Annotated in this window: 21 protein-coding genes; all 21 read left to right on the forward strand. The window is 39.0% G+C overall.

Features of this window, described 5'->3' with window-relative positions; translation table 11 throughout:
- Nucleotides 1-4: 4 nt before the first annotated feature.
- The 21 genes from NGR58_RS00445 (at nucleotide 5) to recJ (ending at nucleotide 22646) form a co-directional block, all read left to right on the forward strand.
- Nucleotides 5-427 (forward strand): hypothetical protein, encoded by a 423-nt coding sequence (locus NGR58_RS00445; RefSeq protein WP_258087788.1) that lies wholly within the window; start codon nucleotides 5-7, stop codon nucleotides 425-427.
- A 117-nt stretch (nucleotides 428-544) separates the two neighbouring features.
- Nucleotides 545-1900 (forward strand): GH25 family lysozyme, encoded by a 1356-nt coding sequence (locus NGR58_RS00450; protein WP_258087789.1) that lies wholly within the window; start codon nucleotides 545-547, stop codon nucleotides 1898-1900.
- Nucleotides 1901-2041: 141 nt separating this feature from the next.
- On the forward strand, nucleotides 2042-2824 hold the full coding sequence (gene map / locus NGR58_RS00455) for a type I methionyl aminopeptidase (RefSeq protein WP_258087790.1): 783 nt from the start codon (nucleotides 2042-2044) through the stop codon (nucleotides 2822-2824).
- A gap of 30 nt (nucleotides 2825-2854) precedes the next feature.
- A complete protein-coding gene (locus NGR58_RS00460) occupies nucleotides 2855-3478 on the forward strand; it encodes a sugar transferase (protein WP_258087791.1) in 624 nt (207 codons plus the stop codon).
- Between the two features lie 126 nt (nucleotides 3479-3604).
- Complete coding sequence (locus NGR58_RS00465) at nucleotides 3605-4237, forward strand: YveK family protein (RefSeq protein ID WP_258087792.1); 633 nt, start codon at nucleotides 3605-3607, stop codon at nucleotides 4235-4237.
- 13 nt (nucleotides 4238-4250) lie between these two features.
- The gene (locus NGR58_RS00470) at nucleotides 4251-5633 is read left to right on the forward strand and encodes an O-antigen ligase family protein (RefSeq protein WP_258087793.1); all 1383 of its coding nucleotides are present in this window, start codon (nucleotides 4251-4253) and stop codon (nucleotides 5631-5633) included.
- Nucleotides 5630-6403, forward strand: a complete 774-nt coding sequence (locus NGR58_RS00475; RefSeq protein WP_258087794.1) for a DUF4422 domain-containing protein — start codon at nucleotides 5630-5632, stop codon at nucleotides 6401-6403. Before NGR58_RS00470 ends, NGR58_RS00475 begins: the two co-directional genes overlap by 4 nt.
- A gap of 72 nt (nucleotides 6404-6475) precedes the next feature.
- Nucleotides 6476-7654 carry a UDP-galactopyranose mutase gene (gene glf, locus NGR58_RS00480; RefSeq protein ID WP_258087795.1) on the forward strand — a complete coding sequence of 393 codons (1179 nt, stop codon included), beginning with the start codon at nucleotides 6476-6478 and terminating at the stop codon, nucleotides 7652-7654.
- 97 nt (nucleotides 7655-7751) lie between these two features.
- Nucleotides 7752-8810, forward strand: a complete 1059-nt coding sequence (locus tag NGR58_RS00485) for an acyltransferase (protein WP_258087796.1) — start codon at nucleotides 7752-7754, stop codon at nucleotides 8808-8810.
- Nucleotides 8811-8844: 34 nt separating this feature from the next.
- A complete protein-coding gene (locus tag NGR58_RS00490) occupies nucleotides 8845-10305 on the forward strand; it encodes a flippase (protein WP_258087797.1) in 1461 nt (486 codons plus the stop codon).
- A 50-nt stretch (nucleotides 10306-10355) separates the two neighbouring features.
- Nucleotides 10356-11285 (forward strand): glycosyltransferase family 2 protein, encoded by a 930-nt coding sequence (locus NGR58_RS00495; protein ID WP_075269455.1) that lies wholly within the window; start codon nucleotides 10356-10358, stop codon nucleotides 11283-11285.
- 97 nt (nucleotides 11286-11382) lie between these two features.
- The gene (locus tag NGR58_RS00500) at nucleotides 11383-12285 is read left to right on the forward strand and encodes a glycosyltransferase family 2 protein (RefSeq protein WP_258087798.1); all 903 of its coding nucleotides are present in this window, start codon (nucleotides 11383-11385) and stop codon (nucleotides 12283-12285) included.
- A gap of 125 nt (nucleotides 12286-12410) precedes the next feature.
- Nucleotides 12411-13346: an SGNH/GDSL hydrolase family protein gene (locus NGR58_RS00505; RefSeq protein ID WP_258087799.1), complete on the forward strand. Its 936-nt coding sequence runs from the start codon at nucleotides 12411-12413 to the stop codon at nucleotides 13344-13346.
- A gap of 212 nt (nucleotides 13347-13558) precedes the next feature.
- On the forward strand, nucleotides 13559-14584 hold the full coding sequence (gene hrcA, locus NGR58_RS00510; RefSeq protein WP_075269459.1) for a heat-inducible transcriptional repressor HrcA: 1026 nt from the start codon (nucleotides 13559-13561) through the stop codon (nucleotides 14582-14584).
- 19 nt (nucleotides 14585-14603) lie between these two features.
- Nucleotides 14604-15164, forward strand: a complete 561-nt coding sequence (gene grpE, locus NGR58_RS00515; protein ID WP_075269460.1) for a nucleotide exchange factor GrpE — start codon at nucleotides 14604-14606, stop codon at nucleotides 15162-15164.
- Nucleotides 15165-15219: 55 nt separating this feature from the next.
- Entirely contained in the window at nucleotides 15220-17055 is a 1836-nt protein-coding gene (dnaK, locus tag NGR58_RS00520; protein WP_258087800.1) for a molecular chaperone DnaK, read from the forward strand.
- A 107-nt stretch (nucleotides 17056-17162) separates the two neighbouring features.
- Complete coding sequence (locus NGR58_RS00525) at nucleotides 17163-18089, forward strand: DnaJ C-terminal domain-containing protein (protein ID WP_258087801.1); 927 nt, start codon at nucleotides 17163-17165, stop codon at nucleotides 18087-18089.
- A gap of 81 nt (nucleotides 18090-18170) precedes the next feature.
- Nucleotides 18171-18446, forward strand: coding sequence for a hypothetical protein (locus NGR58_RS00530; RefSeq protein ID WP_075269463.1), 276 nt, complete (start codon nucleotides 18171-18173; stop codon nucleotides 18444-18446).
- Nucleotides 18447-18461: 15 nt separating this feature from the next.
- Nucleotides 18462-19202 (forward strand): hypothetical protein, encoded by a 741-nt coding sequence (locus NGR58_RS00535; RefSeq protein ID WP_075269464.1) that lies wholly within the window; start codon nucleotides 18462-18464, stop codon nucleotides 19200-19202.
- Nucleotides 19203-19346: 144 nt separating this feature from the next.
- Nucleotides 19347-20327, forward strand: coding sequence for a ribonuclease Z (gene rnz / locus NGR58_RS00540; RefSeq protein ID WP_258087802.1), 981 nt, complete (start codon nucleotides 19347-19349; stop codon nucleotides 20325-20327).
- 12 nt (nucleotides 20328-20339) lie between these two features.
- A complete protein-coding gene (recJ, locus tag NGR58_RS00545) occupies nucleotides 20340-22646 on the forward strand; it encodes a single-stranded-DNA-specific exonuclease RecJ (protein ID WP_258087803.1) in 2307 nt (768 codons plus the stop codon).
- Nucleotide 22647 lies beyond the last annotated feature (1 nt).

Consider the following 22647-nt stretch of genomic DNA (forward strand, 5'->3'; position numbering starts at 1 on the left):
CAATATGAAACGTAAACAGGTTATTTGGATCGTAACAATCGTCATTATTGTGATTGCCATTTTTGCAATGTACTTTATGTTTAACCAATCAGCGGATGAGCATACACAAGATAATGGTGCTTCTTCAAATACTTCAAGTGTAAAATCTTCTAGTCAGTCACAAGGATCAAGTGTTAGTAGTACATCGTTGTCAGGGGATGAAAGCCTGACGTTAGAGACTAGTTCAGAGACAACCAACGGTACTGATGATGAGCAATCAACGGATGATTCTCAAGTCGTAAATGTTCGCGAAGCTCGTATTAAGCTTTATGAGGCGGGAATAGATTCTTCAAGCCTCGATGATGCGACGATTACTCAGTATTGGCAAGCAGCCAAGGAACAACAGACTGATTTCCCAACATATGTTAAAAATCAGTTGAAACAGTAAGCGGACTATTTTTTTAATACATGTAAAATAACTGGTCTTATTTAGATTACCAAATATTGTAATATGATTAGGCACTTACAAAAGGTGTAATTATACAAAATATGAGGTAATTTTTTGATGCACTATTTTAAACAACTGATACTAGTTCTAATAATTAGTATCCTCGGTATTGCGGTTTTAGTACATCATGTCTATGTGAATGGTGTACCAGGCATTACAGCTGGTCAAGCAGGGACACCACGGATGGACTTTGTGGATGTGTCATCATGGAATGGTCGTTTAACAACAGCAGATTTTGACAAGATGAAACAGCACGGTGTCAAAGGAGTCGTTGTTAAATTGACGGAAGGCACTTACTATGTGAATCCAAGTGCCCGGGCCCAAATTGCGAGTGCTCAAGCAGCTGGGTTGCGCATTGCGGTTTATCATTATTCTAAGTATCGAACACCGGCTAGTGCAGTTAGTGAGGCTGATTACTTTACGACACAGGTCAAAAATTATCAGCTACCAAATCATACAGTGTTAGTTGATGACTTAGAGGATGTTGCCACTCGGCAAAGGGATGTGACGCAAAATGTACGATCATTTCGTGACCGTTTAGCGGCTAATGGGTATCCACGCTATATGTTGTATACCTCGCCCAGTTATATTGCAGAAACACAATTAAAGCCTTATCAGTTTGGCTTGCGAAACATTTGGATGGCATCATATCCATATCAACCAACGGCTAATAACCTTTGGCATACGCAGTACGGTGCGTGGCAATGGAATTCAAAAACAAGTTTTCCTGGTGTCGTGGGATTGTTTGATGTAAGCGTTGATTATGGGTCACCAATTTTACAACAAGATACCAGTGTAACAACGAATAGTAAGCAAACAGTAAATAATATTTTCTATTCATCAGGTAAACCAGCAAAGGGTTATTTAAATGATGGTACAGGTTGGTATTGGTTTGAAGGTGGTAAACGTTATACGGGCTTCCGTTACTATAAGGGAACTTATTACTGGTTTAATAAGGGCGTAAGGCAGGGCAACCAATGGCAAACGGCCTGGGGCAAGCGCTATTACGTTGGTGCTGATGGCCGAGCAGTACAAGGTATTCGTCAAATTGGTGAGTATAAGTATTACTTTGGTAATAATGGCACGCACTTTTTACGCACGAACCAGCAGGTTAAGTTAGGTAAGCAAACGTATTATGCTAATGCGCAAGGCCAACTGACACCTTGGCAAGGTTATGTCCAGTTTAATCGTGGCTGGCAATGGTTTGAAAAAGGGCTACCATACACTGGCTTCCGTTTTTACATGGGCACATATTACTGGTTTACGCATGGTTTCCGTCAACATAACCAATGGCACACGGCTTGGGGCCATCGGTACTATGTTGGTGTTGATGGTCGAGCAGTGCAAGGACATCAGAAGATAAATAATCGTGACTATTATTTTGGTAATGATGGGACCTTTTATCTGCGATAAAATAACTGATAATGGCTATTTTCAGAAGTTTTGAAAATAGCCATTTATTTATTGATAATAAGAAAAGTTCGCAAGAATTGTTAAAGTAAGCGTATAATGTTACTAGTTAAACTGAATTTAGAAAAGCAGGTTAGAATATAAATGATTACAATTAAGTCACAACGTGAAATAGATGGCATGAAAAAATCCGGTGAAATTATAGCCGGTATGCATAAAGGACTTCGTGAATTAATCAAACCAGGACTTTCAACTTGGGAAATTGAAAAATTTAGTCGTCACTATATTGAAAGCCACGGTGGTCGTGCAGCTCAAATCGGTTTTGAAGGCTTTGAGTATGCGACAACTGTTTCGGTGAATAATGAAGTGGCCCACGCTTTTCCACGTAAAAAATTAATTTTAAAAGAAGGTGACATCGTTAAAGTTGATACGGTTGTCGATTTAGACGGTTACTACTCTGACTCTGCATGGTCATACGCTGTTGGTAATGTATCAGATGAAGTAAAGCGCCTAATGGCTGTTACTAAAAAAGCTCTCTACCTAGGTATTGATCAAGCACAAGTGGGGAACCGTATCGGTGATATCGGTGCAGCTATTGATAAATATGTTACTGATGAAAATGGTTATGGTAATGTCCGTGAGTATATCGGACATGGTATTCAACCAACTATGCATGAAGAACCAGCTGTACCTCATTATGGAACAGCCGGTCATGGTTTGCGTTTAAAGCCAGGTATGACCATAACGATTGAACCAATGGTCAATCTTGGTGGTTGGAAAGTAGAAACCTCTAAGGAAGATGGTTGGACTGTTACGACTGAGGATGGTTCTTGGTCAGCACAATATGAACATGTTGTTGCGATAACCAATGATGGACCAAAGATTTTGACGTCACAAGACCCTGAATATGACGCAAAATATCTATAAAGCATTAGCAAACAAGAAGGAGGTTTCGCTGTGTCAGAAACCGGATACTTATTTACCAAACGATTTTTAGATATTTCTGTTTCACTATTCGCATTAATTATTTTATCGCCAATTTTTTTGGTAGTATCAATATTCTATTTTTTTGGTGAGAATCGTGGACCTATTTTCTATCAACAAAAGCGAATTGGACAGAATCATCATGAGTTTGGTATTTATAAATTTCGCTCAATGGTAGTGGGAGCTGAGGAAAAGCTGTATGCCAACAAAGAACTTTATGAGAAATTTGTTGAAAATGGCTATAAATTACCAACAGAAGAGGATCCTAGAATCACTAAATTTGGTGCATTTCTACGTAAAACTTCCATTGATGAATTACCCCAGTTTATAAACATTTTGAAGGGTGAAATGAGTATTGTGGGACCACGTCCCGTGGTTGCTAAAGAATTGGTAGAATATGGTCAAGATGTTGACAAATTTTTATCAGTCAAACCAGGTGCAATGGGACTTTGGCAAGCAAGTGGTCGAAGTGAAATTCAATATCCAGAACGCGCGCAACTAGAAATTGGCTATGTTGATCAAGCCGATTTGTGGTTCGATTTCAAAATTTTATTTATGACAGTCATTGCGGTCTTTAGGGGAAAAGGCGCAATGTAAATTTTAAGAATTTATGATAAAACTATAAAACTCGCTACATCTCCTGTATACTGAAACGTAGCGAGTTTTCGCATTTAACTGATTATAATTTAAGTCAGAAATTTTATACTAAGAGGAAATAGTGAAATGGACAATCAATTTACTATAACTGATTTGATCAAGCATTTATTACGCAACGCCTGGTGGATTATTGTATTAGGTATTATTTGTGGTGGTGTGATGTATGCTATGAACAAACAGCCAGCTGTGACGAGTGTTAGTGCTTCACGGGATATGTACGTTGGTAAGGATGATAGCAATGCTAAGGATCCAAATTCACGTGTCATGGGAAATTCTTGGATGCTAAAAACGTATCGTTCTATCGGTAAGGATCAGCAAATTATTGATCCCGCTGTGAAACAGTTAAAAAAGCAACATGTTAAAATTACTGCTGGCGAGTTACGTCAAGCAGTGACATTATCAACGCCTGATAGCACATTGTTAATCAAGGCAGAAGTACGCGGTGTTAAAAAGGGCAATCAAGCAGTGAAAATGGTGAATGCCTATACGGATTCATATGCTGCTAACGCGCCTAAGCTAATTTCAACTATGCCACAACCAGAATTGATGTCAGCACCTAAGAAAGCTCATGTTGATTCGATTGTGTCAGGATCACCTAAAAAGTCAGCTGTCTTTGGTTTGGCTGCTGGTCTGGCAGTAGGAATTGTATTAGCTTTCTTCACGGGTATTTTCAAAAATTTTAAAGCAACCAAAGCTTAAAAAGGGGTGAAATATGGTTAGTTGGTTAATGCCTTTTGCGATTTTGCCAAAAACATATACATTCTTTTTCTTTGATTTATTTTCTCAAATTGCTGTTGTTGTATTTGGTCTGTTTATATTAGTTAAACTATACTTACAGCCTGCACGTTTAGAGGATGTTTTACCGAAAACGACCACTTTACGTATTTGGGGTGTGTTTATTGTTGCCCAACTAATTTTAATGACCTATCAATCATTTGCAGTAGGGTCGACGACACGCATATATGGCTTACTACATGGATTAATGATGTTTATCCAGGTCATTTTGTCAATTTGGATTGCGTATACGGTTCAAAAAATGCTCATTCGTAGCTATGCAGATGCAGTAAAATTTATGAAATCGGTCATCATTACAGTAGCCGTTTATCTTGGTTTAATTGTTTTACCACAGATTCTCTATCTGTTTGGGATGACATCATTATCGCACTGGGTCAATCCAATTGCGCATCTGTTTGAGCGTCATTGGGCAAATCGCGATTTTTATGACAATGGTAGTTATGTCGCAACTTCAATGCGTGTCAATGGTTTTGAGCCAGAGGCGGCCTATTTAGCATTGTTGGTGGGGATTGCATTTAGTCCGTTCTTACTGATGTTGATACAAGAACCATTAAAAGCATTTAAAAATCGTTGGATTTACTGGACAGCACTGATATTAGGCGCTGCCAGTTTAGGTGTATTGTTGTTAGCAAAGACAACTACGGGTTTCTTGTTAATTGGTATTCTAGCGTTAGTATACTGGTTAGCGGCACCCAAAAAACAAAAGATCAGTTTATTTTTCCTAGGAATAATTGCGCTATTAGGCGTAGCGGTTGCATATGTTGCTGTACCAAGTATCCGTAGTTTGCTGAATACTTGGATTTTCCAAAAGGGTGGTACGGATAACCGTCTTGGTGGAACAATTGCTTTGATTAAAACATGGCTACAGCATCCATTATTTGGTGTTGGTTATGGCTATGAAGGACAATATATTGTAGATAACTTACCAGAGTGGTCAAAAAACAATTTTGAGTATATGCAAGTTTATCGCAAGCAAGCTTATCCAATTTTGAATGATCTTTTCGGTTGGCTAGCAAGATATGGTCTTGTCTTCTGCTTAACTTTTGCTTGGCTATTGTTTAGTCTAATTAAGCGTTCCTTAGTTATTTTGAAAGAAATAGCCGGTCAATTTGACGAGCGTAGCATGTTCTACCGTATTTCAATTAAGGCATTTTATATGACTGTGGTTGTGGTTGTGGTAGTTAGTGCAGTCACACCATCAAATGTGATGTCATGGCCGATTTTGTTAATGTTGTTCTTTTACTGGCGGGTGGTTCATATCGCTGAGAATGATGTGTTTGCAAAGGAGTCAGAAGAATGAAGATTTTAATTGCAACCCATAAACCATATCAAATTCCTGAAGTTGCAGGATATCAACCGATTATGGTTGGGTCGGCTTTACGTGATGAAGTGCCAACAGGGTATTTACGTGATGATCAAGGTGAGAATATTTCAGAGTTAAATCCATTTTTTAATGAATTAACCGCATTATATTGGGCAAAGTATAACTTGCAGCACGAAGATGTTGTTGGCCTAGCACATTATCGGCGGTATTTTGGTACAAAATCTGGTCATGATTTAGCTGATATTCTGGATCAAGAACAAATATATGCTGCATTAGAACAAGCCGATGTCTTGTTACCAAAACAACGTGATTACTACATTGAATCACAAGAAAAGCATTATTTAAATGCTCATAAAAATGAGCCTTATTTTGCCATGCAGGATGTCATTAAGGAGCAATTCCCTGAATATCTACCTGCTTTTCAACAAATGGGACAGAGTAAGAAGGCGCATCTATTTAACATGGCTATTATGAAACAGGCTGATTTTCAGTCATATACGGATTTTATGTTTGGCGTGTTAGATCAAGTTGCCCGACGGATTCCTTATGAATCATATGAGGGTCAGGACCGGCGAGTGTTCGGCTTCTTGTCAGAACGTTTGATGGATACTTGGTTATATACAAATAAAAAAACGTTCCGTGAGTTCCCGTTGGTAACAACGGAAAAGACGAATTGGATCGATAAAGGGACCCAATTTTTAAAGCGTAAGTTTTTTAAAGATACAAATAAGAAGGTTCACTTTTAAAACACAATATCCTGGATTTATGGTAAAGTAAGTTCAGGATATTTTTTATAGATATGTAGAGGAAACGAATAAATGACTTTAAATGATAAAAATTATGATTACTTAGTTGTTGGAGCCGGTCCGTTTGGAGCAATCTTTGCTTACGAGGCTGCGAAACGTGGTAAGCGTTCACTTATCATCGAAAAGCGCTCACACATCGCCGGAAACACTTATACACATACTGATCATGGGATTACTGTCCACGATTTCGGTGCTCATATTTTCCACACGGATAATAAAGAGGTTTGGGAGTACATCAATCAGTTTGCTGAATTCAATGGTTACCAAAACCAAGTGGTGGCTAACTATAAAGGTGAACTTTATAACTTGCCATTTAACATGAACACCTTCTATGAAATGTGGGGAACGAAGACACCCGCTGAAGCTAAGGCTAAGATTGAAGAACAAAAACAAGCTGCTTTAGCTGAATTAGGTGACCGCGAGCCACGTAATTTAGAAGAACAAGCCATTTCATTAATTGGTACAGATATTTACCAAAAACTAGTGAAGGGTTATACAGAAAAGCAATGGGGACGTAAAGCAACAGAACTGCCTGCATTCATCATTAAGCGTTTGCCTGTTCGTTTTATCTACGACAATAACTACTTCAACCATCGTTACCAAGGAATTCCAGTAGGTGGGTATACACAAATCTTTGAAAAGATGTTGGACAACGATTTGATCGATGTTCGTGTCAATGAAGATTTCTTTGATCACAAAGACGAATATATTGCTGAGTTCCCTCGTATCGTTTATACAGGTATGATTGATCAATTCTTTGATTACAAGTTTGGTGAGTTGGAATACCGTTCAGTTCGCTTTGAATCTGAACTAAAACAAACAGATAACTACCAAGGTAATTCGGTGATCAACTATACAGATGCAGAAACTCCGTATACACGTGTAATGGAGTGGAAGCACTTTGATGGTTTGTCAGATGATGGGGTGACAATCATTACCAAGGAGTACCCACAAGAATGGGATCGTTCTAAGGAAGCTTATTACCCTGTTAACGATGAAAAGAATACAAATCTGTATAAGGAATATGCAAAGGAAGCACGTCAGCATAAGGAACAATTTATTTTTGGTGGTCGCTTAGGCCAATATCGTTATTACGATATGGATCAAGTATTCAATGCTGCCTTCAATACAGTACGTAAAGAGTTTGATATTCCATCAGATTTTAACTTCGCACATGATGAAGAACATTAATTTTTGATAGATTAATAGATAATCAAGGCGCAATCACTCTCAGTGTATTGTGCCTTGTTTTATTTATAATAGTTTGATATACAATGACGGGAGTGACATGGAAAAGCCAGTTAACGTAAGTAAACAGCATTATTATTATTTGGACATTTTAAATATTGTCGCAACATTTGCAGTGGTATGGTTGCATACGTCGGGTTACGCTTTTAATTTTTCACCAAGTGATCCAAAATGGTATCTTAGTGTATTCATTCAGGTACTATTTATTTGGGCTGTGCCGATATTCTTTATGATATCAGGAGCTAATCTACTAAATTATCGTGAAAGATATGATACCAAGACGTTTTTGAAGAAAAGGGCTTGGCGAGTATTATTGCCATTTATTATCTGGTCCGTTATTTGGTATGCTTGGAATCATTTTATAATGGGGAATCCCGATTGGTCATTTAAGGGGCTGATTAATGGCATCGAACAGGATCAGATTCAGCCTATTTTTTGGTTCTTTTACTATATTATTCCAGTGTATATCGCTATGCCGTTTCTATCACTTTTGGCAACGAAAGCTAATAAAAAAGTCGTTGAATATATTATCTGGCTGTATATAATTGGAACTGGCATCATCAACTATGGGTATAGTTTGATACATCGGCCATTTAGTCAACTTGTATCAAATATTCCTTTAGCGTTGAGTATGGGAATTGGTATCTTTTTCGTTGGTTGGTATCTGCATAATTTTAAGACATCAGATAAACAACGGCGGATAATATACGGTCTATCTTGCCTGAGTGTGCTATTTATGTTCTTATTGACAGTTTTCCTTTCAATCAGTCATGGCGAAACTGCCCGTGAAGTGTATAACATCTTTTCAATTGGTGGTTTTATCTTGCCATTAGGAATCTGGTTATTTTTCCAACACCATTTTCCAATGACGTGGCAACCAAATCCTAGAATAGGTTTGTGGTTGAAACGACTTTCTGGGGCTTCGCTCGGCGTATATGTTGTTCACGAATTTATCATTCAAATAATGACGCATGTGCTACATATTAGTCCGGAGTCATTATTTCACTTACTCGGATTACCACTGATTGTCTGGATTATTTGTCTCATTATTATACTTATATTTAAAAAGATACCAGTCTTAAATAAAATTATTCCGTAATCAAAAGAAATGATTACAAACAGAGGATGGAACCATGCAAGTCGCTAAAAATTATTTATATAATGTGTTTTATCAGCTGCTAGTTGTTTTAGCGCCCTTAATCACGATGACCTATCTGTCGCACGTATTGGGTGCCGAAGGGATGGGGGTCCAAGCCTGGACTAACTCAATCGTCAGCTATTTTCTGTTGTTTGCGACTTTAGGGATTACACTCTATGGTCAACGCGAAATTGCTTATGTGCGCGATGACATTGACTTGCGTAACAAACGTTTTTGGGAAATTCAATTGTTGCACACCTGTGTTAGTTTGATTGCGATTATTGCTTATATTGTGTTTGTGTTTTCAATGCGCCATGTTTCGGGTGAATTTAGTCAGAATACCCATCAACTTTATTTACAAACTTGGGTCATTGTTTCTGGTTTATTAGATATCTCATGGTACTTCATGGGGTTAGAAGATTTTAGAAAAACGGTTATTCGTAATTCTTTGGTTAAAATTGCGATGGTTATTCTAATCTTTTTGGTTGTTAAATCACCTGACGATGTGAATAACTACATTTTGCTATTGGCGCTGACTCAGGTGGCTGGTAACATTACCATGTGGTTTTATATTCCGGGCCAAGTTAAATTCCCTAAGTTTAAAACATTAGAATTTAAGCGGCATATGTTGCCAACTTTGGGTTTGTTTATGCCGACAATTGCCACGCAGATTTATTTACAATTAAACAAAACCATGTTGCCATTATTCCAACCAGACTCAATCGGATTATCGGCATTCTATGAAAATGCGGATAAGATTATTAAAGTTTCGTTGGCACTGGTAACAGCGTTAGGAACGGTTATGCTGCCACGAGTAGCCAATTACTTTTCAAAGGGTAATCTTGCAGCAGTGAATAAAGCCATCTATAAGTCGATGGACTTTGTCACCGCGTTATCGGTACCGTTAATGTTTGGTATGATGGCTTTAGGTCCTAAAATGACCATTTGGTATATGGGACCATCTTTCCTACCAGCTGGTTGGACAATTTCGATTTTGTCACCGATTATTGTCCTAATTGCCTGGAGTAACGTTTTAGGAACCCAATATTTAATGCCGATTAGTCGAACAAAAGATTTTACAATGTCAGTGACGATTGGTGCATTAGTAAATATTTTGCTTAATTTTGTGACTATTCCACTTTGGAGTTTGTATGGTGCTGCGGTTGCAACTGTTTTGTCAGAAGGTGTCGTGACCTTATATCAGCTGATAGTCGTTCGTCATGACTTATCGATTAGCATGTTATTCTCCGGAACATGGAAGTATTTGGTTGCTGGAGCGATTATGTTTGCCGTTATTGTACCGATGACAATAAGGTTACAAGCAAATCCAACTGGTACGGTAGTATGTATAGTGGTTGGTGCAATTATTTATTTTGCCATCATTTTCATATTACGTGCCAAACTCGTTACGGAAAGTGTTGGTTTTGTTAAAAAATTTATAAAAGATAGGAAATAAGCGGAATTTTGCTATAATAGAATGCAGTAAGATTTCGAAAAGGGGAAGAAATGGCTAAATTATCTTTGATTGTACCGGTCTTTAATGAACAAGACACAGTAAAATTATTTTATGATGCAATAGAAGAGGAACATAAGAATTTTGCCGATTATGAATTAGAATATTGGTTCATTGATGACGGATCTACGGATAACACAATGGACGCTGTGGACAATTTGATTGCAGCAGATAGTCATGTTCACACAGTATCGTTTTCCCGTAATTTCGGTAAAGAATCAGCTTTGTACGCTGGCCTTGAACATGCAACTGGTGAATATGTTGCTGTGATGGATGTTGATTTGCAAGATCCACCATCAATGTTACCGGAAATGTTAGCTGGGGTTTCATCTGGCGAATGGGATGCAGTTGGTGCCCGTCGTACAAGTCGCGAAGGGGAACCAGTGGTTCGTTCGTGGTTCTCAAATCTGTTTTATAAATTGATCAACTCAATGTCTGATACCCATATTGTTGAAGGCGCTCGTGACTTCCGTGTCATGGGTCGACCAATGGTAGATGCTATTTTGAGCATGCAAGAGTACAATCGTTTTTCAAAGGGAATCTTCTCATGGGTTGGTTTTAAGCAAAAGTATTTGAATTATGAAAACCAAGACCGTGTTGCCGGTAAGACTTCTTGGTCTTTCTGGGGACTATTTAGATATTCTATTGAAGGATTTATTGACTTTTCACGGGCACCATTGCTGCTTGTGTCTGTGCTAGGTGGTATTGCTTTCGTTTTGGCATTGCTTGGCGCAATCCTTGTTTTCATTCGTGCACTACTATATCCTGATACGTCAGTCTTTGGTTGGCCATCAATGGTTGTTATTATCTTAGCCTTGGGTGGTATCCAACTATTGAGTCTTGGTATTGTTGGTCGGTATATTTCAAATATTTATTTAGAAGTGAAGAAGCGCCCAATCTATGTTGCTAGAAAAGTAAAGTAATCTAAGCATATTTTTAGGTCGCAAATGTATAAATGTAATGGAGCTTTTAAAAGAGGTTCTTTTATAAAAATAGTTAATAGTTGGGAGACTATCTGATATGACTGTGAGTGCGGTTGTGGTAACGTATAATCGGCTACCAATGTTAAAAGAGGTCATTGAAGCCTTACAAAATTCTGAGACGAAGGTAGATAATATCATCGTCGTTGATAACAATAGTAAAGAAGATACGCAAGAGTATCTAACCAGTTTGGGCGATGCTATTCGGTATGTCCGCCTAAAAGAAAATATCGGTGGATCCGGTGGCTTTAATAAAGGTATTCGTTACTTTATGGAAGAAACAACGGATGATTATGTCTGGTTGATGGATGATGACACAGTGCCAACACCAACAGCCCTGACTGAATTGGTCAATGCAGCTAAGAAGATTAACAACCAATTTGGTTTCTTAGCTTCTGATGTTCGTTGGACAGATAATTCACGTGCGTTGATGAACTTACCATCACCTAAGAAACGTTTCCATAAAATTTCATTACATGCAACTGAACTAGAGCCACTACGAAACGCAACCTTTGTGTCAGTGATGTTCAGCCGTGAAATGGTTGCAAATATTGGCTTGCCAATTACGGAGTTCTTTATTTGGGGTGACGACATTGAGTATACTGAGCGTTCAGCGCGTGTATTGCCTGGATATATGGTGCCAACTTCACGTGTCATCCATAAGATGGCAAATAACATTGCCTCAAATGTTTCATTAGACACAATCAATCGTGTTCCCCGTTATTTCTATGCATTTAGAAATCAAATGTATTTTAGTCGCCAACGTGGCTTCTTATTGTATATGAGAACACATCTAAAAGTCTTATATGAAATTTTTAGAGTATTTCTTAACCACAAGCCAAATATGCGTTTGCGTTTGAAAATGATTGTTAAGGGTACCGTTACGGGCTGGGTCTTCCGTCCAAAGGTTGAATTTGCTAAAAATAAAAAAGTTAATCATTAATTAGTTACAGTAGTTAACGCCGTATTTTGACGTTAACTACTGTTTTTTTAACGCTTAATTTTACTGATAAAAAGGCCAATAATATCCATTAGTATAGAAATAATGAATATCATGAGGTATTTACAATGTTAGGAATAAAAACAATTTTAGCGATTGTCGTATGTTTATTAGGAATCAATCATGGACATAACGTGATGGCACACGCGTTGTCTTTTCATACTGGCCATCCAAAACAATATCGTGTATTGACTGCTGTGCGAAAAAAGGATGAACAGTCGAATTTGCCACAATTACTTTATTTTCAGAATAAAAAAATTTGGATAGTTGGTGACTCGTTGATGGTCGGGCGGGATGGCACAAAGTTATTAAAAGAGAATTGCCCGAAATTTATTTCCCAAGTCAGCCACGCAAGAGTTAATAATGACTACTCTTTTTCTGGTGCGCAAATTAGTGGTAATCAACAGATGCGTACATTCGATCTAACCAATAACGTTTCGAAAATTATTCTGGATCCACAATTCCAGTCTGCAGATATTCTATTGTTGTCGTTAGGTGTTAATGATTTAAATTACAGTGATAATAATATTGGTTATGTGCAGCAACGACTGCAAACGAATATTATGCGATTACATTCAGCTAATTTAAATGTAAAAATTATGGGTTTATTGCCGTTTGAATCATATATGAAAGATAAAAGAAGTTATTATAGATTAGCAGAACTACGAATGGCTCTGACAGAAGTTTACCAATCTTTTGGCATACCGGTCTTGAATTGGCGACAGGCAGGATTTTCGTATGACTATTTTTCTATCAAAGATGGTGTTCATCCAAATAGTATGACTTACAAACTAATGAGCACTACTATTGTAAATTTTATGGTTTTAAACAGATCTGTCATGCCGCTGGATATATCAAATCAGTCATTATTTGTTTCGAATGGTTGGCAAACGAATGAACAAGGACAGCGACAGTATGCCAAAAACAATATTCTGTTGACCGATTGGCAAATAATCGATCAGACTGCTTACTATTTTGATCCAATTACTAAAGCGCTGAAATAAAAAATGGACAGATGGTGACAATCAACGTCTTTGTATAGGCACTGACAAAGTAGTAATAAGGCAACGGATACGCAAGATTTTGCGTAGTTCATTTTCTACAATTAGCACTTAATAATAAAGAGTGCTAAAAGGTGTTGACAAGTTAATATAAGGCGTGTACTATAATAACTGTTAGCACGAAGTAGTTGAGAGTGCTAAGAAAGGTGACGCGTATGTTAACGGAGAGACAGCGGCTAATATTAGCCACAATAATTCGCGATTACGCAAAAACCGGCAAAGCTGTTGGATCTAAAACACTGTTAAGTGAATTAGATCTAGCAGTCAGCTCAGCAACTGTGCGAAATGAAATGGCACTACTAGAGGAATTGGGATTGCTACAAAAAGAGCACACTTCATCGGGTCGCGTGCCTTCACAACGGGGCTACCGCTATTATGTTGATGAATTAATGCATCAACATCATCTATCAAGAGTTGTTCAAAAATCATTAGAACGTGTATTTAATCGAAATTTCGAAGAGATTGACGATTTGATGCAGACGATGGTAGATGAGTTAGCGAGTCTGACAGGCTATACGGTTGTTGCCCTTAAACCTGAATCAGTTGATATTCGGCTTTCAGGGTTCCGCTTAGTACCCATAAATGGCCAGCAAATCATGGCTATTATTGTTACTAATGATGGACAAGTTACGAGTCAAAGTTTTAGATTACCAGAGGGGATGTCTATTAGAAATCTTGACGATATGGTTGATTATATTAATCGAACGTTAGTTAATCAGCCCATTGTCGAAGTATTAAGGACATTAACTGGTGATTTACCTTGGCAAATGGAACGAGTTATTCGTACACCAGTTGCATTTTTACAATTGTTTGGTGACGTATTAGCACGATCGATTCATGATAACGTGTTTATCGGTGGTTATTTAAATGTTCTTGACTTCACCGTTGATTCAAGCTTGCAAGATGTTAAGCAACTATACCAGTTGCTTGATTCGGCGCAAGATATGAGACGGGTTGTTGGAACGGCTAATGATGGGGTGATCGTACAAATTGGTGATGAAAATGGTAATAATTTATTATCACCATATAGTCTTGTGTCAGCCACATATCGTGTTGCACAGTATGGTGTTGGTGCCATTGCTATTTTAGGGCCAACATCGATGCGCTATGCTGACATGGTTAGTTTGGTTGATGCGTTCCGCAGTGCTTTATCGCAACAGTTATTAGAATATTATCGTTAGTTAGAAAAGAGGTGTTGACATGTCAGAAGAAAAGAAGACTCCTGAAGAAGAAGTTGAGGTCGTCAATGAAGAAGCGGATGTTGACACTGAAGCTAAAGCTACTGAGGCTGAAGAGCCAAAGACAGAGGCAGACCAAATTTCTGAACTAGAGACAAAGGTTGCCGAAGCCGAAGACAGGTATCTACGTGCAGAAGCTGAGATGCGAAACATGCAATCTCGTTATGCGAAGGAACAAACACAAGCGGTTAAGTTTGCAAATCAAAAGTTAGCTGCTTCAGTTTTGCCAGCTGTAGATAACTTGGAGCGTGCGCTACAAGTTGAAGTCGAAGATGGTGCAGCTAAGCAAATTAAGGATGGGGTTGAGATGGTTTACAAAACGCTAATCTCAGCACTTGAAGAACATGATGTTAAGGCAGTTGGTGAAACTGGTGAAGCATTTGATCCGAACTTCCACCAAGCAATTCAATCAGTACCTGCAGATGATGATCATCCTGCCGATACAATTGCGACGGTTCTTCAAAAGGGTTATGTTTTAGCTGATCGAGTAATTCGACCAGCAATGGTAGCTGTTTATAATTAAACAACTAGTTATTAATTAATATATAAAAAATCTGATCAATAAGAGGTAAATTATTATGTCAAAGATCATTGGAATTGATTTAGGAACTACAAATTCTGCTGTTGCTGTTATGGAAGGTGGATCTCCAAAGATTATCACTAACCCAAACGGTGGTCGTACAACACCATCAGCTGTTTCATTTAAGAACGGTGAGACACAAGTTGGTGACACTGCTAAGCGTCAAGCAATTACCAACCCAGATACTGTGTTGTCAATCAAGTCACACATGGGTGAAGCTGGTTACAAGGTAACGATTGATGGTAAGGATTACACACCACAAGAAATTTCAGCAATGATTCTACAATACATCAAGAAGTATGCTGAAGATTACTTAGGTGAGACAGTTGATAAGGCTGTTATTACTGTACCTGCATACTTTAACGATGCCCAACGTCAAGCTACTAAGGATGCTGGTAAGATTGCTGGTTTGCAAGTTGAGCGTATCGTTAACGAGCCAACTGCTTCATCATTGGCATATGGTCTAGATAAGCTTGACCAAGACCAAAAGATTTTGGTTTATGATTTGGGTGGAGGAACATTTGATGTTTCTGTTCTTGAATTAGGTGATGGTGTGTTCGAAGTACTATCAACTAATGGTGATACACACCTTGGTGGTGACAACTTTGACCAAAAGGTTATTGATTGGTTAGCCGATGGCTTTAAGAAAGAAAACGGCATTGACTTAAAGAATGATAAATTAGCATTACAACGTTTGAAGGATGCTGCTGAAACTGCAAAGAAGACTTTGTCATCAGCTACTGAAGCTCAAATTGATTTGCCATTTATTACAGCTACTAACGAAGGTCCATTGCACTTGCAAACAACTTTGTCACGTGCGCAATTCAATCAATTGACAGCTGACTTGGTAAAGCGTGCCGAAGCACCTGTTCGTAGCGCTTTGAAGGATGCTGGTCTTTCAATGGGTGACATTGATAAGGTTATCCTAAACGGTGGTTCAACTCGTATTCCAGCCGTTCAAGAGTCAGTTAAGGAATTGACTGGTAAGGAACCAGATCACTCAATCAACCCTGATGAAGCTGTTGCTCTTGGTGCAGCTGTTCAAGGTGGTGTGATTACTGGTGACGTTAAGGACGTTGTTTTGCTCGATGTTACGCCATTATCATTGGGTATTGAAACAATGGGTGGTGTCTTCACAAAGTTGATTGACCGTAACACAACGATCCCAACATCAAAGTCACAAACATTCTCAACTGCTGCTGATAACCAACCAGCCGTTGATATCCATGTTTTGCAAGGTGAGCGTTCAATGGCTGCCGATAACAAGACATTGGGTCGTTTCCAATTAGCTGATATTCCTGCAGCTCCTCGTGGTGTACCACAGATCGAAGTTAAGTTCGATATTGACCGTAACGGTATTGTATCTGTTTCTGCTAAGGATTTGGGTACCAACAAGGAACAAAAGATTACCATCCAAAGTTCAGGTTCATTGTCAGAAGATGAAATTGAGCGTATGATGAATGACGCAAAGGCCAACGAAGAAGCTGACCAAAAGCGTAAGGAAGAAGCTGACTTGCGTAACGAAGTTGACCAATTGATTTTCCAATCAGAAAAGACATTGGAAGAAGCAGGCGACAAGTTGTCAGATGATGATAAGAAGCCAGTTGAAGACGGTGTTGCTGATTTGAAGGCAGCCAAGGAAGCTGACGACTTAGAAGATATGAAGGCAAAGAAGGAAGCTTTGGAGAAGGTTTCTCAAGAATTAGCCGTTAAGTTGTATCAACAAGCACAACCAGAAGGAGGCAATGACGGAGCCGCACAAGACGGTCAATCAGGTAATGATGACACTGTTGATGGTGACTTTGAAGATGTCTCAGATGATGACAAAAAGTAAAAATTAACGATCTGATCTGAACAACCCTACGTTACAGATCATACGCCCTTGTGAGAATAGCAGCTCACGGGGCGATACATATTTAAATTTTTAGGAGGACTTGCCTCATGAATAATACTGAATTATATGAGCGTTTAGGTATTGATAAAAATGCCTCACAAGATGAAATTAAGAAAGCTTACCGTAAGTTATCTAAGAAATATCACCCCGATATTAACCATGAGGCAGGTGCCGAGGAAAAATATAAGGAAGTTCAAGAAGCTTATGAGACGCTAGGTGATGAGCAAAAACGTGCCATGTACGACCAATATGGTGCTACTGACGGCCAACCTGGTGGCGGTCAAGGTGGTTTCGGCGGCTTTGGCGGTTTCGGTGGCGGCGGTGCCCAATATGGTGACTTCTCTGACCTTGGTGATATCTTTAGCCAAATGTTTGGTGGTGGCTTCCAAGATCCAAATCGCCCTCGTAAAGGACAAGATTTACAATATCGTATGAACTTGACGTTCGAAGAGGCGGTCTTTGGTAAAGATACGACAATTTCGTACACTCGTTCTACTGATGATGGTAAGCAAGAAAGTAAAGAACTGAAGGTCACTGTGCCAGCAGGAGTTGAAAATGGTCAACAAATGCGCTTATCTGGTCAAGGTGAAGCTGGCTTTAACGGCGGACCTTATGGTGATTTGTTTGTTGTATTCCATGTTGCACCATCTAAGGATGGTTTCGAGCGTGAAGGTGCTACGGTTTATTCACGAATGGGTGTTGACTTTGCTACTGCAACATTGGGTGGTGAAATTTCCGTTAAAACAGTAAACGGTGAGGTTAAACTTAAGGTACCAGCTGGAACAGCAACGGAGACTAATTTCCGATTGCGTGGTAAGGGTGCTCCTCACATGCGTAATAACAACAACAATGGTGATCACATCGTGACATTATATGTTGAAGTGCCAAAGAAATTGAACAAGGAGCAAAAGAAGGCCCTTGAAGCTTTCCGTGAGACAATGACTGGCGAGCATAAAAAAGGATTTTTCGGTTAATAAATAACCACAAGTGACCTTTGTTTAAGGTTGCTTGTTTTTTTATATGTCATAATATACTGATGGATAGGGGTGTGCGACTTGCAATTAGGGGAATTAAAAGTATCAGTAAATGGTATGTCTTTAAGTCGTCCAATTGCAACCCGCCTATTTGTCCCTAATTTTGAATCAATTAGAATCGTTGGCAAAGATGGGCACTATTTGATTTTAGAAATAGATAAGAATCAAGTAACAACAGTCAGTGATTTACAGCAGTATCAAGATGATAACTTAGAAATAGTTGTTCGTGATCGTGATCAAGTGTTACACAAAATTTACGGCTACCGCATTATTCAAGATGTTATTGTGTTGGGCTGATTGAGGAAGGAAAGTATGCAAAGACGAATCGGATGGCTTTTAGCAACAATTATCGGCATCGTTGCCATTATTGTTGTCTTAGTATTATATCGTAGTAATGAGCAGCCTACCCGTGTTCGAACGATGGCTGAGGTAAACCTAAAACATAATAAGCAACCTTTTGCAAAAAAAGGTAGTGATGATGGTAAGTATGAACCAACGAAAAAAGATTTAGCCAACAAAAACTTTGTCCAAACTGGGCAAATTAAAAAAGTCGGCCAATATCAGATTACCGAGAACGGTCTTGTTCAGAAGTGGGTCGATAGTAAAAAAGTAAATCAAACAATTACTAACGGTACGCTTGACTACAAGATTGAACAAATTAATGTCATCAAAAATACGGCTAGGACACAAAATGCTTTAGTATCTGCTAGACATACATTAAATGATCGAAATATTTCTGATAAGTTTACGACTTTGGTAATTAATTACCGAGTGACTAATAATAACGCAGTGACGGCTATAACACCGGGCATTACAGCGGTTAAGTACCCTGGTAGTACAACGATGTCAGCATTGAGTGGTATTTACAATGATGGTCAGTTAAATACGGCTGGTGTTGTGCCATATAGTACGGTTGTTACAACAACAACCGTTTTGGTACCGAAAAAGGATGTTGCGAACTTAAAGTCACTTAATGTGCAGTTTGCCACGGTAAAAGATTCTGCCGGTAACGAAATTGAAAAACCTTCTGCAGTTAATACAATTACGTTTTAACAGATTGAAACAGCTGTATTAAACCGTTGAAAAATGATAATATTATAAGTAGTATTGACCGTCGTTTTAGGCGGTTTTCTTTTTGAATAAGTTTGATACTTATCCATGAACAGACATTTAAAAAAAGATAAGGAGTTCCTAACTATGCAAATTGAGTTTCTGGGAACTGGCGCTGGTTCACCAGCACACTTTCGTAATGTAACTGGTATTGCGTTACGTTTACTTGAAGAAATTAATGAAGTATGGCTGTTTGATGTTGGTGAAGGAACCCAACGTCAAATGCTACGATCGACCATTCGTCCCCGCAAGGTAACAAAAATATTCATTACACACTTACATGGTGATCATATTTATGGCTTGCCAGGATTACTTTCGTCACGCTCATTTCAGGGTGGTGAAGATGAATTAACGATTTACGGTCCCAAAGGCATTCGACAGTTTGTTGAGGTTAGTTTACGTGTATCACAGACACGTCTAACTTACCCAATTAAATTCGTTGAATTACCAGAAACTGGTGGGGATGTTTTACAGACAGAGAAATTTACAGTATCTGCATTACCACTAGATCACCGCATCACTTCGTTTGGTTACCGGGTAACTGAACATGCACATCCAGGTGAGCTATTAGTTGAACGCTTGCGAGACCTAAATGTACCCGCTGGTCCGTTGTACGGACAGTTAAAGCAGGGTAAAGATGTAACGTTGGCTGATGGGCGTACGATTCACGGTGCAGATGTTATTGGGGATCCACAACCAGGACGTTGTGTCGCCATTATGGGTGATACTCGCAAAACAGATAATACGATGACCCTTGCAAGGAATGCAGATGTTTTGGTACATGAATCAACATATGGTAAGGGGGAAGGTAAGCAAGCCCGTAATCACTTCCATACAACGAGTGTACAAGCAGCCGCTATTGCTGATCAAGCGCAGGTGGGTCGATTGCTATTAACGCATATTTCGGCGCGCTATGCTGGTAAGGCTGCTAATGAATTGGCCTATCAAGCACGAGCTATTTTTTCTAATACTCGTGTCGTCAATGATTTTGACGTTTTTGATGTGCCATTTGGTAAGCAAGGAAATACGAAACCGATGAAATTAACCGTAACAAATGAGGTTGAGTAGCAAGGAGGCAGTATGATTAATTCACGTTATCAATGGCGTTTTCCTGAGGTAAGCAATCAAAAGGCAATTAAAACACTCAGTGAAACATTCGGCATCACTGAATTGATTGCAAAGATTTTAGTTAATCGAGGTTATGATACTGTTGAAGCTGCGAATGCCTTTTTACGACCTGAGTTGTCAGGTCTACATGATCCATTTTTACTTCATGATATGGATAAAGCGATTGAACGGTTGATGCAAGCCATTGATAGTGGTCAAAAGATTATCGTCTATGGTGATTATGATGTCGATGGTATGACGAGTACAGCCATTATGACCTGGGCATTAGAATTAATGGGCGCTAACGTCGATTATTTTGTGCCGAGTCGTTTTAGCGATGGCTATGGTCCTAATTTAGCTAATTATCAGAAGTTAGCTGCTGAAGGGATGCAGTTATTAGTGACTGTTGATAATGGGGTTTCAGGAAAAGACGAAATCGCTTGGTTAATGGCACAAGGTATTGATGTTATTGTCACTGACCATCATGAGTTGCCTGAAGAATTGCCAGTAGCGACAGCCATTGTTCATCCACGTCATCCAGAAGGTTCATATCCATTTGGTGGCCTTTCAGGAGCAGGCGTTGCTTTTAAAGTGGTGTCCGCCTTACTTGAAGAGCCTGCCGATGAGGTCTTAGACTTAGCTGCCTTAGGTACTGTTGCTGATGTCATGTCATTGACAGATGAAAACCGTATTATTGTTAAGCAAGGACTTGAGAGTCTAAAGTTAGACCCACGGCCAGGTGTAGCAGCATTACTAGCTGCTGCTGGTACTCAGTTATCGGATATTGATTCTTCAACAATTGGTTTTACAATTGCGCCTCGATTGAATGCACTCGGTCGATTAGAGAATGCAACAACTGGTGTCCAATTACTATTAATGGATGAGCTTGAAGAAGCAAAGCCTTTGGCCGATCATGTCAATGCTTTAAATCAGGAACGACAACAATTAGTCACAAAAATTACGACTGCTGCCCAAGAACAAGCGGCGCAGCTAAGCGAGGATCCTGTCCTTGTAGTTGCTGGTGAAAACTGGCATGAAGGGGTATTAGGAATTGTTGCTAGTAAATTGGTCGAACAGACTGGTAAACCAACGATTGTCTTAAATGTGAATGGTGATGAGATGAAAGGTTCTGGTCGTTCAGTGGCTGCCTTTGATTTGTTTACGGCCCTAGCCGGACATCGAGATCTAATGACGACCTTTGGTGGTCACGCCAGTGCAGCGGGGATGACCGTACCAACCAATAATTTAACAGCTTTAAGAGCTGCTTTACGTGATGAGGCAGCACAACAACAGTTAGCTACAGCGCAAAAAGCAGACATGCAAATCGCAACAACGGTAACAGCTGCCGACTTTACCAAGGAAAATTTTGATAATTTACAAGTATTAGCCCCATTTGGTGAAGGTAATCCAGAACCATTATTTATGTTGGACTTACGCGGTGTGAACCAAGTTAAGACCATGAGTGAGGGGAAGCACCTACGTTTTATTGCGCAGACAGATACTGATCAATTACCTGTCGTTGCCTTCGGCTGGGGGAACCAAGCTAGTGCACTTGCCGGTCATTTTTCTTCATTACAGATTGTTGGTACGATGAGCCAAAATTCGTATCGAGGAAATATATCATATCAATTAATGCTACGGGATATGTCAGCAAAAGGGGCGGCTATTTTAGATTGGCGAACAAGCCATCTGACAAAACAAACATTTAGTAAGCCAGTGACCTATGTCTTTTTCAAAGAAAAACATTTACAGCAGCTGGCAGCGTATGTTGATCCTGCAGCTCAGGCGTTGATGTGGCAAGATGCATTGCAAATGTCAAATATACAGACCATGGTACTAGTGGATTTGCCGGATTCATTAGATCAACTGCAAACTTTATTACAAACAAGTATACCTGGCCGACTTGCACCGATGTTTTATGTGCAATCACCAGTTTATCTCCAGAAAGTACCAAGTAAGCAAGTGTTCTCGAATGTCTATAAGTTTGTGCTTTCTTTCAAGGATATTAATTTGCAAACGCAATATGATGCGATGGTTAAGCATCTGAAAATCTCTAATATGACACTAAAACTAATTTTAAAGGTGTTTTTAGAGGCAAAATTTGTTACAATTGACAATGGTGTTTTGAATGCTGTGCCAAATCCGACACCGATGAAGTTAACACAGACTCAGACGTTTCAACGATTTATGGCGCAGCGAGATCTTGAACAACAATTAATTTACAGTACAACAGCTGAATTAGAAACTTTATTAATGAAATTAAGTAAGCAGGAGAGCTAGA

The sequence above is a fragment of the Weissella fangxianensis genome (assembly GCF_024718545.1).
GTDB lineage: Bacteria > Bacillota > Bacilli > Lactobacillales > Lactobacillaceae > Weissella > Weissella fangxianensis.